15 protein-coding genes, 1 tRNA gene and 1 riboswitch are annotated in these 17,089 nt (G+C 50.2%); of the genes, 6 read left to right on the plus strand and 10 right to left on the minus strand.

Translation table 11 applies throughout. The features are described from left to right. Nucleotides 1-65 precede the first annotated feature (65 nt). Genes LA360_RS17860 through LA360_RS17870 form a run of 3 tightly spaced genes read left to right on the plus strand, consistent with a single transcriptional unit; the run spans nucleotide 66 to nucleotide 2,907 of the window. Nucleotides 66-1,091 carry a TRAP transporter substrate-binding protein gene (locus tag LA360_RS17860; protein WP_022202290.1) on the plus strand — a complete coding sequence of 342 codons (1,026 nt, stop codon included), beginning with the start codon at nucleotides 66-68 and terminating at the stop codon, nucleotides 1,089-1,091. A 14-nt stretch (nucleotides 1,092-1,105) separates the two neighbouring features. Then, the gene (locus LA360_RS17865) at nucleotides 1,106-1,606 is read left to right on the plus strand and encodes a TRAP transporter small permease (protein WP_022202289.1); all 501 of its coding nucleotides are present in this window, start codon (nucleotides 1,106-1,108) and stop codon (nucleotides 1,604-1,606) included. Continuing rightward, nucleotides 1,606-2,907 carry a TRAP transporter large permease gene (locus LA360_RS17870; RefSeq protein WP_002586662.1) on the plus strand — a complete coding sequence of 434 codons (1,302 nt, stop codon included), beginning with the start codon at nucleotides 1,606-1,608 and terminating at the stop codon, nucleotides 2,905-2,907. Before LA360_RS17865 ends, LA360_RS17870 begins: the two co-directional genes overlap by 1 nt. Nucleotides 2,908-3,202: 295 nt before the next feature. Here LA360_RS17870 and LA360_RS17875 read toward each other — a convergent pair whose 3' ends face one another. The 8 genes from LA360_RS17875 to ltrA form a co-directional block, all read right to left on the minus strand. Further along, nucleotides 3,203-3,796, minus strand: a complete 594-nt coding sequence (locus LA360_RS17875) for an SOS response-associated peptidase (protein WP_022202288.1) — start codon at nucleotides 3,794-3,796, stop codon at nucleotides 3,203-3,205. Between the two features lie 124 nt (nucleotides 3,797-3,920). After that, the gene (gene lpdA / locus LA360_RS17880; protein ID WP_022202287.1) at nucleotides 3,921-5,351 is read right to left on the minus strand and encodes a dihydrolipoyl dehydrogenase; all 1,431 of its coding nucleotides are present in this window, start codon (nucleotides 5,349-5,351) and stop codon (nucleotides 3,921-3,923) included. Nucleotides 5,352-5,386: 35 nt separating this feature from the next. Then, nucleotides 5,387-6,415 (minus strand): lipoate--protein ligase, encoded by a 1,029-nt coding sequence (locus tag LA360_RS17885; protein WP_022202286.1) that lies wholly within the window; start codon nucleotides 6,413-6,415, stop codon nucleotides 5,387-5,389. A 125-nt stretch (nucleotides 6,416-6,540) separates the two neighbouring features. Continuing rightward, a complete protein-coding gene (gene gcvPB, locus LA360_RS17890; protein ID WP_022202285.1) occupies nucleotides 6,541-7,974 on the minus strand; it encodes an aminomethyl-transferring glycine dehydrogenase subunit GcvPB in 1,434 nt (477 codons plus the stop codon). Continuing rightward, nucleotides 7,971-9,338: an aminomethyl-transferring glycine dehydrogenase subunit GcvPA gene (gene gcvPA / locus LA360_RS17895; RefSeq protein WP_022202284.1), complete on the minus strand. Its 1,368-nt coding sequence runs from the start codon at nucleotides 9,336-9,338 to the stop codon at nucleotides 7,971-7,973. The genes gcvPB and gcvPA overlap by 4 nt, the downstream gene beginning before the upstream one ends. Nucleotides 9,339-9,391: 53 nt before the next feature. Continuing rightward, entirely contained in the window at nucleotides 9,392-9,772 is a 381-nt protein-coding gene (gcvH, locus tag LA360_RS17900) for a glycine cleavage system protein GcvH (RefSeq protein ID WP_022202283.1), read from the minus strand. Nucleotides 9,773-9,840: 68 nt separating this feature from the next. Further along, nucleotides 9,841-10,950 (minus strand): glycine cleavage system aminomethyltransferase GcvT, encoded by a 1,110-nt coding sequence (gene gcvT, locus LA360_RS17905; protein ID WP_022202282.1) that lies wholly within the window; start codon nucleotides 10,948-10,950, stop codon nucleotides 9,841-9,843. A 113-nt stretch (nucleotides 10,951-11,063) separates the two neighbouring features. Then, nucleotides 11,064-12,479: a group II intron reverse transcriptase/maturase gene (ltrA, locus tag LA360_RS17910; RefSeq protein ID WP_112481449.1), complete on the minus strand. Its 1,416-nt coding sequence runs from the start codon at nucleotides 12,477-12,479 to the stop codon at nucleotides 11,064-11,066. Nucleotides 12,480-12,700: 221 nt separating this feature from the next. Between ltrA and LA360_RS17915 the strand changes: the two genes are divergently transcribed. The 3 genes from LA360_RS17915 to LA360_RS17925 all read left to right on the plus strand — a co-directional run bounded on the left by LA360_RS17915 (nucleotide 12,701) and on the right by LA360_RS17925 (nucleotide 14,711). After that, nucleotides 12,701-12,934, plus strand: a complete 234-nt coding sequence (locus LA360_RS17915; protein ID WP_146774918.1) for a hypothetical protein — start codon at nucleotides 12,701-12,703, stop codon at nucleotides 12,932-12,934. A gap of 39 nt (nucleotides 12,935-12,973) precedes the next feature. Continuing rightward, nucleotides 12,974-13,117: riboswitch (glycine riboswitch) on the minus strand. 314 nt (nucleotides 13,118-13,431) lie between these two features. After that, complete coding sequence (locus tag LA360_RS17920) at nucleotides 13,432-14,304, plus strand: DUF3881 family protein (RefSeq protein ID WP_057572196.1); 873 nt, start codon at nucleotides 13,432-13,434, stop codon at nucleotides 14,302-14,304. A gap of 330 nt (nucleotides 14,305-14,634) precedes the next feature. Next, nucleotides 14,635-14,711: transfer RNA gene (locus tag LA360_RS17925), tRNA-Arg, on the plus strand. Nucleotides 14,712-14,942: 231 nt separating this feature from the next. Here LA360_RS17925 and LA360_RS17930 read toward each other — a convergent pair. Then, nucleotides 14,943-16,403 (minus strand): site-specific integrase, encoded by a 1,461-nt coding sequence (locus tag LA360_RS17930; RefSeq protein WP_007036287.1) that lies wholly within the window; start codon nucleotides 16,401-16,403, stop codon nucleotides 14,943-14,945. A gap of 19 nt (nucleotides 16,404-16,422) precedes the next feature. Continuing rightward, entirely contained in the window at nucleotides 16,423-16,623 is a 201-nt protein-coding gene (locus LA360_RS17935; protein ID WP_002578422.1) for a helix-turn-helix domain-containing protein, read from the minus strand. Nucleotides 16,624-17,089 lie beyond the last annotated feature (466 nt).

Consider the following 17,089-nt stretch of genomic DNA (forward strand, 5'->3'; position numbering starts at 1 on the left):
GAGAGCATACGCTTCCCCTCCCGCTTACAGAGGGGAAGCCGCTATATAGAAAGGGGATATGGAAAATGAAAAAATTTGCAGCAGCAATGGCAGTGGCTTTGAGTCTGGCTGTACTGGGGCTCACCGGATGCGCCCAGAGCGGCGCTAAGACCAGCACGGAAGCCACCGCGGAAAATCCGATGGTGCTTACTCTGGCTCACGGCCTCAGCGAGACCCACACGGTACATATTGCAATGACAGAATTTGCAGACAAGGTGGAGGAACGGACAAACGGAAGAATCCAGGTGCGCATCCTTCCAAACGGCCAGCTGGGTTCTGAGAATGAGAACATGGAACAGCTGATGGCCGGTGTCATTTCCATGACAAAGGTATCCGCGCCTGGCCTTGCCACCTATAATGAATCCTACCATGCCTTTGGCCTTCCCTATATCTTTGACGATACGGAAGACTTTTATCATGTAATGGATTCCGGTCAGATGCAGGATTTCTTCCTGTCCTCCTCGGACGACGGATTCGTAACCCTGACCTACTACACCTCAGGCGCCCGTTCCTTCTACACCAAGAACAAGGCAATCCGCACGCCTGCCGACCTAAAGGGCCTGAAGATTCGTGTGCAGGACATGAAATCCCAGACCGATATGATGAAGGCCTTAGGCGGTATCCCGGTAGCCATGTCCTACGGCGATGTATATACTTCTCTCCAGACCGGCATCATTGACGGCACAGAGAACAATGAAACGGCCCTTACCACCGGCAAGCACGGTGAAATCTGCAAGGTATACTCCACGGACCAGCACGCCATGATTCCGGATGTAATGGTCATGAGCGCCAAGGTATGGAAAACCATCAGCCCGCAGGACCAGCAAATCATCCTGGAAGCAGCCCACGAATCCACAGAAAGCCACAAGATTGCATGGGATGCCGCCATTGATGAGGCCATCCAGGAAGCATCGACCCAGATGGGAGTGGAATTCGTGAATGATGTTGACAAGGATGCGTTCCGCCAGGCCACAAGCGGTATGATTAACGAATACTGCGCACAGTATCCGGGTGTAAAGGAACTGCTTGACATCATTGATTCGGTAGAATAAGGGGAGGTAATCACATGAATGAAATATTATCTGTCATCAAAAAGTGGATGACCCGTCTTCTGGCCGGCATAGCCACCGTGCTGCTGTCCGTCATGACCCTTCTGGTCCTGTACCAGGTATTTACACGCTACGTGCTCAACAGCCCGGCCGCCTTTACCGAGGAGCTGGTGCGCTACTTTCTGATTTGGACCGGTTTCATCGGCGCTGCCTATGCTTTTATCACCAGGGAGCACATGTGCCTGGTGCTGGTGCGTGACAGCTTAAGCCCGGCAGGACGCAGGATTCTGATGACAGTCATCGATGTGCTGATTCTGCTCTTTGCCATCTTTGTCATCACCCTAGGCGGATTCAAGCTTGCATTAAGCGCCCAGAAGGTATTCTCCGCGCTGCTGGGAATTCCCAGAAGCCTGGTATACGCCATGGCGCCCATCTCCGGACTGTTCATCATCCTGGCACAGATTATCAATATCTATGAGGATGTAACCGGAATCACCATCGAAGGAGGGAATGAGTAATGAGTATCGGACTTACAACAGTCATCCTGTTTGCGGTATTTGGCATTCTGCTGTTCCTCAGCTGCCCAATCTCCGTCAGCATCGTAATCGCATCCATCGTAACTGCCATCTCCAGCCTGTCCTGGGACCAGATTACATTCATCACCATGCAGAAGATGAACAGCGGCGTGGAGAGTTTCTCCCTGCTTGCCATCCCCCTCTTCATCCTGGCCGGCAACATCATGAACAACGGCGGTATCGCCAGACGCCTTGTAAACTTCGCAAAGCTGTTCGTGGGCTGGATTCCAGGTTCCCTGGCCCAGGCCAATATCGTGGGCAACATGCTCTTTGGCGCGCTGTCCGGTTCTTCCGTGGCGGCCGCATCAGCCATGGGCGGCTGTATCTACCCTATCCAGAAGGATGAGGGCTATGACCCGGCTTTTGCCACGGCAGTAAACATTGCCTCAGCCCCCACCGGACTCCTGATTCCCCCTACCAGCGCATTTATCGTGTACTCCACGGTAGCGGGAGGCGTGTCCATATCCACCCTGTTCATGGCCGGATACATTCCCGGCATCCTGATGGGAGTTGGTTCCATGGTAGTGGCTTTTATTTACGCCAAAAAGCATAAATATCCGGTATCCGGCCGCACACCCGCCAAGGAAGCTGTTAAAGTGACGCTGGAAGCCATCCCCAGCCTGCTGCTCATCATCATTGTTATCGGCGGTATCGTGGGAGGCATCTTCACTGCCACCGAGGGCGCTGGTATCTGCGTGCTTTACTGCCTGATTCTCTCTATCTGCTATAAGAGCCTTACCGTGAAGTCCTTTATGAAGATTCTGGTAAGCAGCGCATGCACCAGCGGCATCATCCTGTTCCTGATATCCGCTTCCTCCGCCATGTCCTTTGTCATGGCGTACTCGGGAATCCCGGCAGCTATCAGCGAGGGCATCATGTCCATCTCCACCAACAAATACGTGATTCTGCTGCTGATGAACATAATTCTGATGGTTGTGGGCATGTTCATGGATATCACACCGGCTATCCTGATTTTCACCCCTATCTTCCTTCCTATCGCCCAGAGCTTAGGAATGACTGACATTCAGTTCGGCGTCATGTTAATCTTCAATATGTGCCTGGGCAACATCACGCCGCCTGTTGGTTCCGTACTGTTCGTGGGCTGCGGTATCAGCAAAATCAGTATCGAGCAGGTGACCAAAACGCTGTTGCCCTACTTTGCTGTACTGTTCCTCCTTCTGCTGGCTGTTACCTATATACCTGCGCTGTCACTGGGAGTACCCAGCCTGATGGGATTAATTTAGTGGAAACATAAGATACATTTTAGTATGTAACACAGCATTTTGAGATGAAACAGTCAATATAAAAATCCAATCCGTAAACGTATCAGCGGGAAACGCGGGGCATGAAGGACCGCGACCGGGCACTATGGCAGTGGCGGAGTATGTGCTTGAGCACCGGGATTTATTGATGCCTGAAAGATAATCCTTTTCCATTCCTTAACGGTTCCCTGACCACTTCCATAAAACGAAACAGCAGGCGCCTCCTTTCAGACCCATGTCAAAAGCAGGCGCCTCATAGCTTCATGCCGTATACGTCTCAGAACAAGGTCTGCTGCTCATACTCACAGTCCCTTGCCAGCCGGGGCGGTTCCTGCCCCAGCAGTTCCTTTGTCTTTTTGCTGTCCAGAATCCATTCCCTGACCTGTTCCCTCTCAAGAACCAGAGGCATACGGCTGTGGACAGGGGCCATGGATGCATTGGCCTGGGTAGTCAGTATAACGAAGCGGTCCCCGTCCTCATACCTGCCATAAAATCCGGCCAGAAACAGAATCCGGCTCCCTTCCTTAGTGAATGTAAATTTCTCTTTATTCTTATTCCACTCATAAAACCATGAAACAGGGACCGCAGCCCGGCGCTGGCTCACACTGTTCCGGAACATCCGCTTTTCAAACACAGACTCTGACCTGGCATTAAAAACCAGCCCCTTTCCGCCCGGCCCGGGATATCCCCACTTCTGCCTGCAGGCCCTAAGGCTCCCGCCCTGGTCCCCGGCCGCCGTAATGACCGGAGCCGTGTCGCCCGGATGGATGTCCCTATCCAGCACTCCCAGCTCCAGTTTCCAGTCCTTCTGTTCTGTTAAGTCCCTTATCTCATCTAATAATTCCGCGCTGAAATGATATCTGCCGCACATGATATTCCTGCCCTTTCCCGGGTATTAAGTTTCCGCGGCGGCATTTTGTCCGCCTACTGTATTATATACCCAAACCCTTTAAAATCAATGCAGGCATTCAGCAGGGACACAGCCTTCACACCCGTCACCTCACCGCCTCCAATATCCCCTCGCTGAACGTAGGATGCGGGAAAATAACCTTAGCCATATCCTCCAGCGTCAGCTCATTGGCTATAGCCACCGCAAACTGGCTGATCATATCCGTGGCCCTGGCACACATCATCTGGGCGCCCAGGATGCGGTGTGAATCACTATCCGCCACCACCTTTATAAATCCCCTCTCCTGCTGGGACAGAATGGATTTTCCGTTGGCAGACATTATATACTTCTTTGTCACGGCTTCTATTCCCCTGGCCTTGGCCTCATCCGCGCTGATTCCCACGCAGCCGATTTCCGGGTTGGTATACACGCAGGACGGAACGATATCCGTACGGATTACCATATTCTCTCCTGCCATGTGCGCCACCGCGTTTCTGCCCTGGGCAGTGGCTGCATGGGCCAGCTGAATGCCGCCCGTCACATCTCCTATGGCATATATGCCCGGTACGCTGGTTTCATATGTTTCATCCGTGACAATACGCCCCCGTTCCATGGCCATATCCTTCACTTCCTGACTGCTCTCGTCTGTTATAAGACCGCCCGTATAAGCCCTGCGCCCCGCAGCGATAAGGATGCCGTCCGCCCTGGCCTCGCAGGGTTTGTCCTTTTCCACATAGCGGCATATAAGTCCGGCTCCATCCTCTGTGCGAAGGATCTCCTCCACCTTTGCCCCTGTATGGATATCCACGTTTCTTTTCTTCATTATCATCTTCAGGTTCTGGGCAATTTCCTTATCCATGGTGGGCAGAATGCGGTCCAGGGCCTCGATTACAGTCACTCCATGGCCCAGTGAACTGTACACAGACGCAAATTCCATGCCGATTACTCCGCCGCCTATGATAATCAGATGTTCAAACAAATCCTTCTTGTCCAGCAGTCCGTCACTGGTGACCACTCCCGGCAGGGATGAGCCCGGTATGGGCGGGCATGCCGGAACAGAACCAGTGGCAATGAGAATATGACCTGTTTCCAGGACAACCTGGTCCTGTTTCTGTCCGTCCGGCTGTTCCTCTGCTTTTTCACCTGTCTTTTCCCCAGACAGCGCCACCTTCACATGCTCCCTGTCCAATATGGTTCCCGTACCGTAAAAGACTGAAATCCTGTTGGTCTTCATGAGGGAGGCAATGCCCTTTCTCAGCTGTTCCAGCACTTCGTCTTTCCGTTTCTGGACCATTTCCATGTCAATCACCGGTTCCCGGGCCGTCAGGCCAATGGATGGCCCTGACTGTAATTCATGGTACAGCTCTGCTGTATGGAGTATTGTTTTGGCGGGAATGCATCCCCGGTTCAGGCAGGTGCCTCCCAGTTCGCGGTTTTCCACCAGAGCGACCTTCATTCCCTTTTGAACCCCTTCGACGGCAGCCTCATATCCGCCCGGCCCCGCGCCAATCACCACCAAATCAAATTTGTCAGCCATATAAACTTAACCTCTCTTCCATTTATGTTCTGTGTTTACAGCGATTCCCTCACAAGGGCCTTGATATCCTCTTTGATCTGGCGTGACTGCGGTACATCCGTACCGGTTTGTTCCTCTGCCTGAAACGCGTCCGGTCCCACGGCTTCCACCGCTGCGCATATATCCTCCTCCGCATAGCCGCAGCCCTTCAGCTGTTTTGCCAGCGCCCCAAACATTTCCTGGTCCATGGCGTCTGAGAATACATTCACGTCCTGTATCACGCCTTCATCCACATGTAGCTGTATCTGTATATTGCCCCACGGGAACCGCTTTTCCATTTCGTACTCAAAGGGAATTTTCCTTCCGTATTTCCACTGCCAGGAAGCAAATTTCTCTGTCAGGGCGTCTATCTCCGGCTTGGGCAGCTCCTCTTCCTTCATCCTCACGGCAGGCTGTCCGTAAACCCTGGAAAATGCCTCCACCAGGGCCGCTTTCACTTCCTCCAGTGTGATGTCAGGCTTAAACTCGCACAAATTGGCCACCCTGGACTTTACAGAGGTCACGCCCTTGGAGGCAAGCTTTTCTTTTGATACATTCAAATACCGGGACATATTTTCCTTGTCCGCCCGTATCAGTATGGTACCATGGTGGTAGCAGCCGTCCTCTGTTCTGTAAAACGCGTTGCCGGAGAACTTGCGTCCTTCCACGGTGATATCATTGCGCCCTGTCTTTTCCGCATGGATTCCCAGGCTCCTTACGGCCTCCAGTATCACGTCCAGCTGCCGCGATACATCGTAATCCTCAGCGCCTACAATAAATGTAAAATTCAGATTCCCCAGATCGTGGAACACCGCGCCTCCCCCTGAGAGGCGGCGCACCAAATAACCGTCCTCCTGCTCTAAGAAGTTCACCCTGCATTCCCTCCAGCAGTTCTGGTTCTTTCCTATCACCACCGTATGGCGGTTCTGCCACAGGTAAAGAATGCAGGTGCCCTGAGGAACATGAAGGGTCATGTACTCCTCCATGGCCAGATTCCGGTAGGGGTATGTATTATCTGTCTCCATCCACACAAGTCTGTTTATCATGTCAGTCTCCATTCTTATAGAAAGGCTGCCTGGGCAGCCCCTTCCCCGGCCATGAACAGATATAGCGGATATCCGTGCATAACCAGGGACATGCCGGCTGTCCAGGCAGTCCTATTTCATTTTCATCATTCCCAGGTATAGCGCAGTACCGGCTTGCGGGCCGCGGTAACCTCATCCGGTCTTCCAATCGGTGTAAGGTGAGGAGCGCTGTGAAGTGCCTCAGGATCAGCCAGAGCCTGCTCATAAATCTTGTGGAATACCTCGATTGCCTCATCCAGGGTCTCCTTGGACTCTGTCTCTGTAGGCTCCACCATCAGCGCCTCATGTACAATCAGCGGGAAGTACATGGTCGGCGGATGAATGCCGTAGTCCAGAAGTGCCTTGGCAATATCCATGGCATTCACGTCCTTGTCGTGTTTCATCTTCTCCAGACTCATGACGAACTCATGCATGCAGGTCTCGCTGTAGGCCATGTCATAGACATCCGACAGCTTCACCCTCATATAGTTGGCATTCAGCACCGCGTTGCGGGCAGCCTCCGGTATGCCCTCCTTTCCAAGGGTCAGGATATAGGACAATGCCTTAACCACCACCAAGAAGTTGCCGTAGAACATCTTCACATCCCCAATGGATTCCTGCGCCTTCACAAAGTGATATGCATCCTCCTCCTTCTCCACACGTACGCCGGGTATAAAGGGCTTTAAGAATTCCTTGCAGCCCACAGGACCGCTTCCCGGTCCGCCGCCGCCGTGGGGTGTGGAGAATGTCTTGTGCAGGTTCAGATGGACCACGTCAAATCCCATGTCACCCGGCCGCACAATGCCCATAACCGCGTTCAGATTGGCTCCGTCATAATAGCACAGTCCGCCTGCATCATGTACGATTTTGGTTATTTCCAGAATGTTCTTGTCAAATAATCCCACGGTATTGGGGTTGGTCAGCATCAGGCCGGCCGTGTCATCTCCTACCGCTGCCTTTAACTGCTCCAAATCCACGCAGCCGTCCTCCCTGGACGGAATGCTCACCACGTCGTATCCGCACATGGCAGCGCTGGCCGGATTGGTTCCGTGGGCAGAGTCGGGAACAATAATTTTGGTACGCTTTGCATCATTGTGATGGACATGATATGCCTTGATTAAAAGCAGTCCCGTAAACTCACCGTGGGCGCCTGCCGCCGGCTGGAATGTCATTGCGTCCATGCCCGTGATTTCGCAGAGATATTTCTCTGCCAGATATAATACTTCCATGGAACCCTGCACCGTAGCCTCAGGCTGCAGCGGATGGACTCCTCTAAATCCCCTTAAGGCGGCTGCTTCCTCATTCACCTTGGGGTTGTACTTCATGGTGCAGGAACCCAAAGGATAGAAACCGTCGTTGACACCGTGGGAACGCTTTGCCAGTTCCGTATAATGGCGGCTGATTTCATTTTCCGACATATGCGGAAGGCGGGGCTGTTTCTCACGGATATGTGCTTTCTCAAAAGATACCTGGGGCACGTCACAGGGACTGATTAAATCCAGTTTTCTCCCGGCTGACCCTTTTTCAAATACAAGTTTCATGAACCGCACACCTCCTTTTGTCCGCATTCCCTGTGAAGCGCCTCCCGTACAGCGGAGGCTAGTTCATCCATCTCTTCCCTGGTGTTCATCTCAGTAGCGCACCAGAGGATTTCCCTGTCGGAAAGCGGCAGTCCACCCAGGATTCCCCTGCTTTCCAGAGCCCTTAAGATGTGGGCGCTGTCCGTACACTTGCCCTCCGGGCTTACGGTAACGAACTCGTGGAAAAATTCACAGTCATGCTTTGGCTCAAGCCCTGCTTCCTTCAATGCATCCCTGAGATAATGGGCCTTGGACATGCACTGGCCCGCTGCCTTAGCCATACCGTCTGCTCCCATGGCTGTCATATATACAGAGGCAGTCAGGGCGCACCATGCCTGGTTGGAACACACGTTGGAGCTGGCCTTCTCACGGCGTATATGCTGTTCACGGGCCTGAAGGGTAAGAACAAACGCCCTGCGGCCCTGGTTATCGGCTGTCTCGCCTACAATCCGGCCCGGAAGCTTCCTGGTCATGGCTGCCGTGGCAGTCATAAAGCCCAGATAAGGTCCTCCAAACGCCAGAGGCATGCCAAGGGGCTGGCCGTCTCCCACAGCGATATCCGCTCCGTACTCCGCCGGGGTTTTCATGACAGCTAAAGCCATGGGATTGCAGCCCATGATATACTTGGCGCCGGCCTCATGGACAATACGGCCCAGGGCGTCTCCGTCCTCTACATTGCCGTAATAGTTGGGCTGCTGTACATAGAAGCAGGCGGACTGCGGGTCTGCCTTCAGCATCTCTTCCAGTGCTGCCGCATCCGTTACCCCGTCTTTTTCCGGAACCATGACAACCTTTGTATTGCTGCCAAAGCAGTATGTTTTCATAACCTTGATGACGCCCGGGTTTGCAGCCGCAGAGATATAAGCTGTGGTTTTCTTTCTCTCCTTACACATGGCAATGGCTTCCGCCGCAGCCGTGGCACCGTCGTATATGGATGCGTTGGAGACGTCCATTCCTGTGAGTTCACAGAGCATGGTCTGATACTCAAATATGGACTGGAGGATGCCCTGGCTGATTTCCGCCTGATAGGGCGTATAGGCAGTAACAAACTCCTCTTTTGATGCCACGCTTGAAACAATGGAAGGTATGTAGTGGTTATAAGCCCCTGCCCCCCTGAAAATATGGCGGAACACAACATTCTTACCGGCTATGTCCTCCATTCTTCCTTTAACTGCCTGCTCGCTGAGTCCTGAAGGGATATTGACCTCTTCCTTCAGCATTACCTCATCCGGTATATGGGAGAACATCTCCTCAAAGCCGGCATATCCAATCTCACGAAGCATCTCCTGCTGCTCCTGCTTCGTACCTGGTACATAACTTCCCATATAATCTCACCTCACCTCTCATGGGATGGAATACCTTCCCGGACCTGAATCCCTTAATCCAGGGTCTTCACATATTCCTCATACTCTGCCGCGCTCATTAACTGAGCAGTGCCGGTTACATTCTCCACCTTCATAAACCATGCCTCATAAGGCGCTTCGTTGATGGATTCCGGCGCGTCCAGCAGGGCCTCGTTAATCTCTGCCACCGTGCCGCTTACCGGTGAATACACATCGGATACAGCCTTTACGGATTCCACATCAGCAAACGGCTCTCCCTCTGTCACCTCGTCCCCTGCTTCCGGCAGGTTTACAAATACCAAATCCCCAAGAGCATCCTGTGCATAATCAGATACTCCCACTAAAACCGTGCCGTCCTCCAGGGTCTTTACCCACTCATGTGACTTTACATACTTTAAATCTTCTGGAAAATTCATTCTAAATACCTCCTTGAACATGCTGTTCTCTATTATATTTTTAAATCTTGATTTTTATATCCGCTGAATTACTGCCGTTTATAAAATGGCAGCTTCACTACCTCCGCGGCCACACGGCGTCCCCTGACATCCACTTCCAGCGCTGTTCCCGGATCCTTAAACCCTATGTCAATCAGGGCCATCGCTGCCGGATATCCCAGGAACGGGCAATGTGTGCCGGAGGTGGTCATACCCACCTGCTGTTCTCCTATGTAGACCCGCTGGTGCTCCCTGATGATGCCGCGGCCGGTTACCTTTAATCCCACACGCTTTCTGGTTAAAGGTCCCTTATCCTGGATAGCCTGTTTTCCGATGAAATCATCCTTATCCATCTTCACAAAGATTCCCAATCCTGCTTCCTTGGGAGAAATGGTATCGTCCATCTCATGGCCGTATAGTGGCATGCCTGCTTCCAGCCTCAAGGTATCCCTGGCGCCCAAACCACATGGAATCAGGCCCTCGTCCTTTCCGGCCTCCATGAGCAGTTCCCACATCTTAGGCGCATCCTCCGGAGCCAGATAAATCTCCACTCCGTCCTCCCCGGTATAACCGGTCTTTGAAATGATGCATTTCATGCCGCCCACCATGCGGTCAAAAAGGCAGGTATAATACTTTTCAGGAATATCTTCCTCCCTCGCCACCTTCTTAAGCACATCAATTGCCTTTGGTCCCTGGAGGGCAAGCTGGGCCACCTGGGAGGAAATATCCTCAAAAACAACGTCCCCTGACTGATGGTCCTTCATCCATGCATAGTCCTTATCCTTGTTGGCAGCGTTCACCACGATAAAATAGCAGTCATCCCTAACCTTATACACAATCAGGTCATCCACCACGCCGCCCTGTTCATTGCACATGGGACTGTATCTGGCCTGGCCCTCCGCCATGACCGTATAGTCATTGGTGAGGAGCATGTTCAGATTCTTAAGGGCATCCGGTCCTTTGCAAATCACTTCCCCCATGTGTGACACGTCAAAAAGACCGCATTTGGTACGCACCGCCATGTGCTCGTCGATGACGCCTGTCTCGTACTGTACCGGCAGGAGGTACCCTGCAAAAGGTACAATCTTGCCCTTATACTTTACATGCGTGTCGTAGAGAGGTGTTTTTAACAAAACCTCCTCTGCTGCTTCTGTTCCCATAATCATTACCTCCTTCATGAAATTGTCTGGTCCTTAACAATAACAGAATCGGATAGGGGAGATTTTAACCTCCCCTTCCACACCACGTAGCGTACCGTTCGGTACTACGCGGTTCAATAGTTTACTCGGACTTTCAGATAGTGGGCAGTCATATCGGGATAACCAAGTCTGTCCACTATGATTCTTTTGGTGAGTGCCGAGTTGAGCATTCCCGCCGCTCTCCACACTCCCTTTCGGCAGTTCGCCATCTCATGCACCTTCCACTCTGGTAAATGTAACGCCCGCAACATTTTATATCTTGTGCGTACCTTCTTCCATTGTTTCCAGTACACCGCTCGGATTCTGTGGCGCAGCCACTCATCCGTCTGTTCCATCAGGCTTTTCATGTCTGCATATCGATAATAGTTAATCCATCCCCTTGCATAGCTTCGGCGTTTTTCTTCCCTCTCCTGATTGCTCCATTTGTTCCCTCTGGTTGTCAGCTCCCGTATCCGGTTCTTCATTTTTGCCACCGACTTCGGGTGTATCCTCATGCGGCATTTCCCTTTATGCCGGTAAAAGCCGTAGCCCAGGTATTTTATCTTGCTGACGTGGCTCACTGTCGTTTTCTGAAGATTGACTTTCAGAAACACTTTTCCTGTGATGAATGGCACAATGTTTTCCATCGTCCTCTCTGCGCTTTTCCTGCTTTTGCACAGAATCAGGCAGTCATCCGCATACCTCACATACTTGTGTCCCCTGCGCTCCAGTTCCTTGTCCAACTCATTCAGCATGACATTTCCACATAAGGGACTTAGCGGGCCTCCCTGCGGCACGCCCTCGGTCGTTGCGTGAAATCCTCCGTCCTCCATTACTCCGGCTTTCAGGTACTTGTGTATCAGCGAGATTACCCTCCCGTCCTTCACCGTCCTCGACAGCACCTCTATCAGCTTGCTGTGGTTCACCGTGTCAAAGTAGGATTGTAAATCCATGCTGACCACGTAGACATATCCTTCGTTGATATATTTCCTACATCTTTCCAGTGCGTCATGCGCCCCTCTGCCGGGACGGAATCCGATGCTGTTGTCAGAGAACTGTTCTTCATATAAGGGCGTCAGTTCCTGTGCGATTGCCTGTTGGATTACCCTGTCTACCACTGTGGGTATCCCCAGTTTCCTTGTTTTTCCTTTCTCCTCTTTGGGTATTTCTACCCTTCGGACTGGGTTTGGCTTGTATTTGCCTTCCCTCACCTGCTCGACCAATTCGGACTGGTGTTCTCTCAGGCAGGGTAGAAGTTCATCCACCTGCATTCCGTCAATCCCACCAACGCCTTTGTTCGTTTTGACCTTCTTATAGGCGGCATTTAGATTGTCGCTTCTAAGAATCGTATCTAGCAGGTTGTCCGTCCGAAAGTCCGTGTTGGTGTCGGGGTTCCCGGTAATCCTTTCATGGGCGTACTCTCCTGTTTCCCTTCCCTGTTCCGCAGGTATCTCTCGCAGGTAGTCCTCAATATGAAGTTGTCTGTACTTAATTCCATGTCCGGTTTCCATTTGGTAACGACACCTCCTACTGTTCAGTCCTTCCCAGTGCGTTTGCGACCGCCCGGTACTATGACCTCTGCTGACTTCTCACGGCAGGCTTTACTCCGTGACAGCGAATGTTTTATCGCCACTTTCACGTCCGTGAGACCTCCCCGGGTACTCACACGTTCTTTCCCACTTATACCTGCCCCGTTTACTGCTGGCGTTCCGTGCAGTTATTGGACTTTAGTTTGTTAGGCAACCTCATCCACGCTTCACAGCCTATCCGGACAACTTTTACAGGCCAGTGGTTTGCCTCCGGCTTCCTTCAGACCCCACCTCACGATGACGCCCTTGCCATTGGCTGCACCCTTCCCACTGCCGGGCGGGTCAGGGACTTTCACCCGTTAGAACGTGCGCCCGCCGGGCGCACCTATGAAAGCGCACGAACAAAAGATGTTCATGCGCTCTGTCCTTGGACCTGAAAGATTTGGCTTCTTCGGTGCTATGCTCTCCAGAGTATCGTCCGGTATCCGGTCCTTTTGCCTGAGAGTTTTCCGCTTCCCCTTCGGCGCTGCCTTCTGTATGCTGATTATACACTGATACGCTGTATCCCGTGTATTCTTTATCTTCCATACATTATGGGCAGTCTCTCCCGAATCCATCTTCCGATGATATAAAATTGTCCGCAAACGCACATCCCACCGGCTTGCCTTGTGCTAATCCCATACTAACACAGGCAGGATTTTCAGTCAATAGCTAAAAAGCGTTTTAATTTTAACACATTAATCGCATTTTTCGCCCTATTTTCCAAACTTATTTTCACGAATATTTTACGGTTTATTTAGAAAAAATACTGGTAATCTCCTATGAAGTAGTATATAATGAGCAAAGGTGATGAGGCGAAGGGGTTCCTTTGGCCTCATTCTTGTATGAGTACGGTTTTTGATGTGCAAAATCTTGAGTGAAAGAAGGTGACAAGATGCATAAGTTTATGCGGACAGTAGGATTCAGTATGTACCAGAAAAAACAGGATATGGCGAAGCTTTTAAAGCGCCTGGTAAAAGAAGCGGAGATGACCGGCCACCTGGCGGAACAGGAAGGCAGCAGGCTCTGTGAACTGCGCACGGAAGTGGCTCCCGGCATAGGAGTCGCCATGATAGGCGAGATGAGCCCCAAAGGAACATTCAGCCGTGAATATTATTTTCCCTATGTCAAGAACCCGGATGTAAGTTCAGAGGCGGAATGTTCCATCCAGCGCCACACGGAGCGCGAAACTTATGCAGGCCTTCTTGATGAATACAGGGTGGGTATATCCCTGATTTTCTACATGGAGAATTCCATGGAGTACAGGATGCGCAGCAGCGCCCGCCAGCCTGTCCAGCCAAAGGGAGCAGCCCTTACAGGCCTGGCAGTCCAGGGAAAGGTACTGCTGCCGGTCAATAAGACGGAAAAACAGGCCGAGGACTCCCGGCAGGCAGCCAAAAAGCGCAGCAGTCTCCTGGAAGCCGCCAAACACGGCGATGAGGACGCCATAGAGACACTGACCATAGAGGACATAGACCTCTATTCCATGGTATCCAGGCGGATTGCCCATGAGGATGTCTACTCCATCATAGAAACCTGTTTCATGCCGTGCGGCATAGAATGTGACCAGTACTCCGTCATAGGAGAAATCACGGAAATCAGTACAAACACCAACCGGATTACCAAGGAGGAGATATATGACCTGAAGCTGGACTGCAACGACATGGTATTCCATGTAGCCATCAACAAGCAGGACCTGCTGGGCGAACCCCGGATAGGGCGGCGCTTTAAGGGGCAGGTGTGGATGCAGGGTACGGTGGTGTTTTAGGGGCTGTGCCGAATGGTTGCAGCAGTGGTGGTTATTTGGAACCGCCGGGCGTGGTTATTTGAAAATAGGACTTGATTTTTTTTACCACATGGGTTATTATATAAGGCGGACCGCATGAGTATCATACGGCCCGCCTTATATTTGTGTTTCTGTAGCTCAGCAGGATAGAGCGTCCGCCTCCTAAGAGAAACTACAACGGAAACTTTTTGGAGGACATGAAGTAGCAAGTCACACACAATTTAATACACGTTTCCGTAGCTCAGTTGGATAGAGCGACCGCCTCCTAAGGGCTTGTTGGAGCAATCGCCCAACACTGAAAATTTTATACAAGTCCATGTACCTCAGTAGGATAGAGGGTCCGCCTCCTAAGCGGAACGCCGCAGGTTCGACTCCTGTCATGGACGCCAGTAAACAACGCTGTAAGCCTTTATTTTTAAGGGTTTACAGCTTTTTGAATATCACGAACACGAAAGCAAATGTACGGCTGCCTATGTCCGTGGGAGTTTCCAAAAGTCATTTATTTTACAAGAAAGCTTGCTAACACTCATTTAAGGTAGATGATGGTTTCATAGATTTTTGCTGTATTTGCTAACACTTTTCGATTAGCAGTTTTTTTCTGTTTGGAACAAAGCCCTTTGCTAACAGTAAGAAAGTGATTCTTTTAAGAGCTTGTCTTTCGTTTCCGGTGTCATGGATTTTAGCAATTCAAGCAGAAGTTTATCGCTATCACTGATGGATTTCTGTGCTTCCGAAAGTGGCTTGTGTTCCGGTTCCTCTGTATCAAGGGTGTCATAAAATTCTTCATCCAGCTTCTTTGCATTAAGCCGTCTGTCTTCATCCACGATTTCAGAGTAAACATCTGTTACCATCTCCGCTTCGGCGTGACCTGTATCTCCCTGAACAGATTTAATATCACCATGCGTCATTTTGAGCTTATACTTTGTGCTTAAATGGCGTAGGCTGTGAAAAACAACAGTTTCAAAATTGTGTTCCTCACATAGCATTGTAAATCTGTTCCGAACAATGCGGCTTTCTACGGGATTCCCATTTTCAAGAGCAATAACGAGGTTATAATCGTTATAGGCACTTCCTAAAAACTCTTTTAATTCCTGCTGGTCTTTCTTGTATTGAACCAGTAATTGAGCAAGCGTTGTCGGCAGCCATACGGTACGATTACTTGTTTCTGTTTTGGGTGTTTTTAACACCAGCCTTGTAGTACAGTGGGGCTTCTGGGTTGGGAAAATTTTAATAATATCTTTTTCTTTCAGCTTTTGCATAGCTGATTGAGAAATTCTTGCCAGCTCCTTATTGACGATAACTCTTGCATTATTATTTGCAATAGCTTCTTCATCAATAATCACATCATCCCAAGTAAGCCCCGTAATTTCGCCTACTCTTAATGAGCAGGCAAACGCCAAGTGCATACAAAGCAGGAGTAAATCATCATCCACAAGTTTGATTGCTTCCTTGAATGTCTGTACATTCCAAACCTTACGTTTTACCTTTGGTACTTTAGGCAAGGTGGCTAGGGAAGCCGGATTCCGCATTTTGCTGTCCAGATATTCCCAACGGATAGCCTGATTTAAGGCACAGCGGATAATATCATGGATTTTCTTAATGTTGGCAGGCTGCACACAGCGACCAGTCGCTTTTCGGTTAGCACGAGGAACTTCTGGAACACTCAACAGGCCATTGTAATATTGAGAAAGTTTTTTCGTGGTGATTTCATTTAACTTCCAATCTCCAATAAGCGGATTGATATAGTTGTTAATCGAACTCAATTTACTGCTGTAAGTATTGGCAGACCACTTCGATACACCATATAGATTGACAAAAGTAACAAGAAATTCCTTTAAAGTGATTTCATCATCTGGGGTATCTATTGCTTGCTCTGCTTCCTCACGCTGATGGGCGAATTGTTCTTCTAAAGGGACGAGAACATATCCATAGGTTTGTTGATAAAATTCAATAAACGCTTTTCGTGCCTTTGCTTCTTTTTTGGTTTCTAGGGTGTCCCATTTCTGCTTTCTTTCGCCTGTATCATCCATATACCAGTAAATAACTGAAAATTTTGATTTTCTTTGTTTGATTGAAGCCATATTATCTCTCCTTAAATGATTATTCGTGTAACCATTTATCGAAAGATATTTTAGATACTCTAATCATCCTGCCAGCTCTGATATAGTGAAATTGACCGCTTTTGACTAAAGCATATGCCGACTTCATGCTGATGTTTAAAAGAGCTGCTATTTCCTCTACCGTATATGTCTTTTTTTCAGACGTTGTAATACCGTGTGTATTCTCTTTACCATCTAACATAAGATTAAGGCTCCTTTCTATGATGGTAACAGTAAAATACACCTCTCTAACATCTTGAGTATAACACAGGAAATTAAAGTTTTGTAGAGGTTCAGTGCATTTTACTGTGAGCAAGTCAGCCGAACAGCTTTCGCTAAAGCTCATGGGAATCTCACCCCTGCATGGTTCTCATCCAGCCGTACCCTTTGCCAGCGGTGCTACATCATCACACGGACTAAGGCTGTACGGAAGTATCATTATCACGATAGAAAGGTCATGGCAGCAGCTCTGCAGTAAGCTGCTTATGGAACACTGGCAGGAATCGCTATCCGGTTTCATCCCTCCTTTGGTGGGTTACGGCGTGCCAGCCCAACGGCTCTCTTTCTATCGAAACGTATTCGGCTGCTTTATGCTGCGTTGATTAGACGCTTTCTTTTTCAAGGAACTATCCGGCTTGTCAGCCTGTTAAAATGCACTGACAGCAATA

The organism is Enterocloster clostridioformis (assembly GCF_020297485.1).
Lineage (GTDB): Bacteria > Bacillota > Clostridia > Lachnospirales > Lachnospiraceae > Enterocloster > Enterocloster clostridioformis.

Excerpts from the sequence above, each read along its gene's own strand:
- LA360_RS17860 (WP_022202290.1), top strand. The coding sequence starts at position 66 with ATGAAAAAATTTGCAGCAGCAATGGCAGTGGCTTTGAGTCTGGCTGTA.
- LA360_RS17865 (WP_022202289.1), top strand. The coding sequence starts at position 1,106 with ATGAATGAAATATTATCTGTCATCAAAAAGTGGATGACCCGTCTTCTG.
- LA360_RS17870 (WP_002586662.1), top strand. The coding sequence starts at position 1,606 with ATGAGTATCGGACTTACAACAGTCATCCTGTTTGCGGTATTTGGCATT.
- LA360_RS17875 (WP_022202288.1), bottom strand. The coding sequence starts at position 3,796 with ATGTGCGGCAGATATCATTTCAGCGCGGAATTATTAGATGAGATAAGG.
- lpdA (WP_022202287.1), bottom strand. The coding sequence starts at position 5,351 with ATGGCTGACAAATTTGATTTGGTGGTGATTGGCGCGGGGCCGGGCGGA.
- LA360_RS17885 (WP_022202286.1), bottom strand. The coding sequence starts at position 6,415 with ATGATAAACAGACTTGTGTGGATGGAGACAGATAATACATACCCCTAC.
- gcvPB (WP_022202285.1), bottom strand. The coding sequence starts at position 7,974 with ATGAAACTTGTATTTGAAAAAGGGTCAGCCGGGAGAAAACTGGATTTA.
- gcvPA (WP_022202284.1), bottom strand. The coding sequence starts at position 9,338 with ATGGGAAGTTATGTACCAGGTACGAAGCAGGAGCAGCAGGAGATGCTT.
- gcvH (WP_022202283.1), bottom strand. The coding sequence starts at position 9,772 with ATGAATTTTCCAGAAGATTTAAAGTATGTAAAGTCACATGAGTGGGTA.
- gcvT (WP_022202282.1), bottom strand. The coding sequence starts at position 10,950 with ATGGGAACAGAAGCAGCAGAGGAGGTTTTGTTAAAAACACCTCTCTAC.
- ltrA (WP_112481449.1), bottom strand. The coding sequence starts at position 12,479 with ATGGAAACCGGACATGGAATTAAGTACAGACAACTTCATATTGAGGAC.
- LA360_RS17920 (WP_057572196.1), top strand. The coding sequence starts at position 13,432 with ATGCATAAGTTTATGCGGACAGTAGGATTCAGTATGTACCAGAAAAAA.
- LA360_RS17930 (WP_007036287.1), bottom strand. The coding sequence starts at position 16,403 with ATGGCTTCAATCAAACAAAGAAAATCAAAATTTTCAGTTATTTACTGG.
- LA360_RS17935 (WP_002578422.1), bottom strand. The coding sequence starts at position 16,623 with ATGTTAGATGGTAAAGAGAATACACACGGTATTACAACGTCTGAAAAA.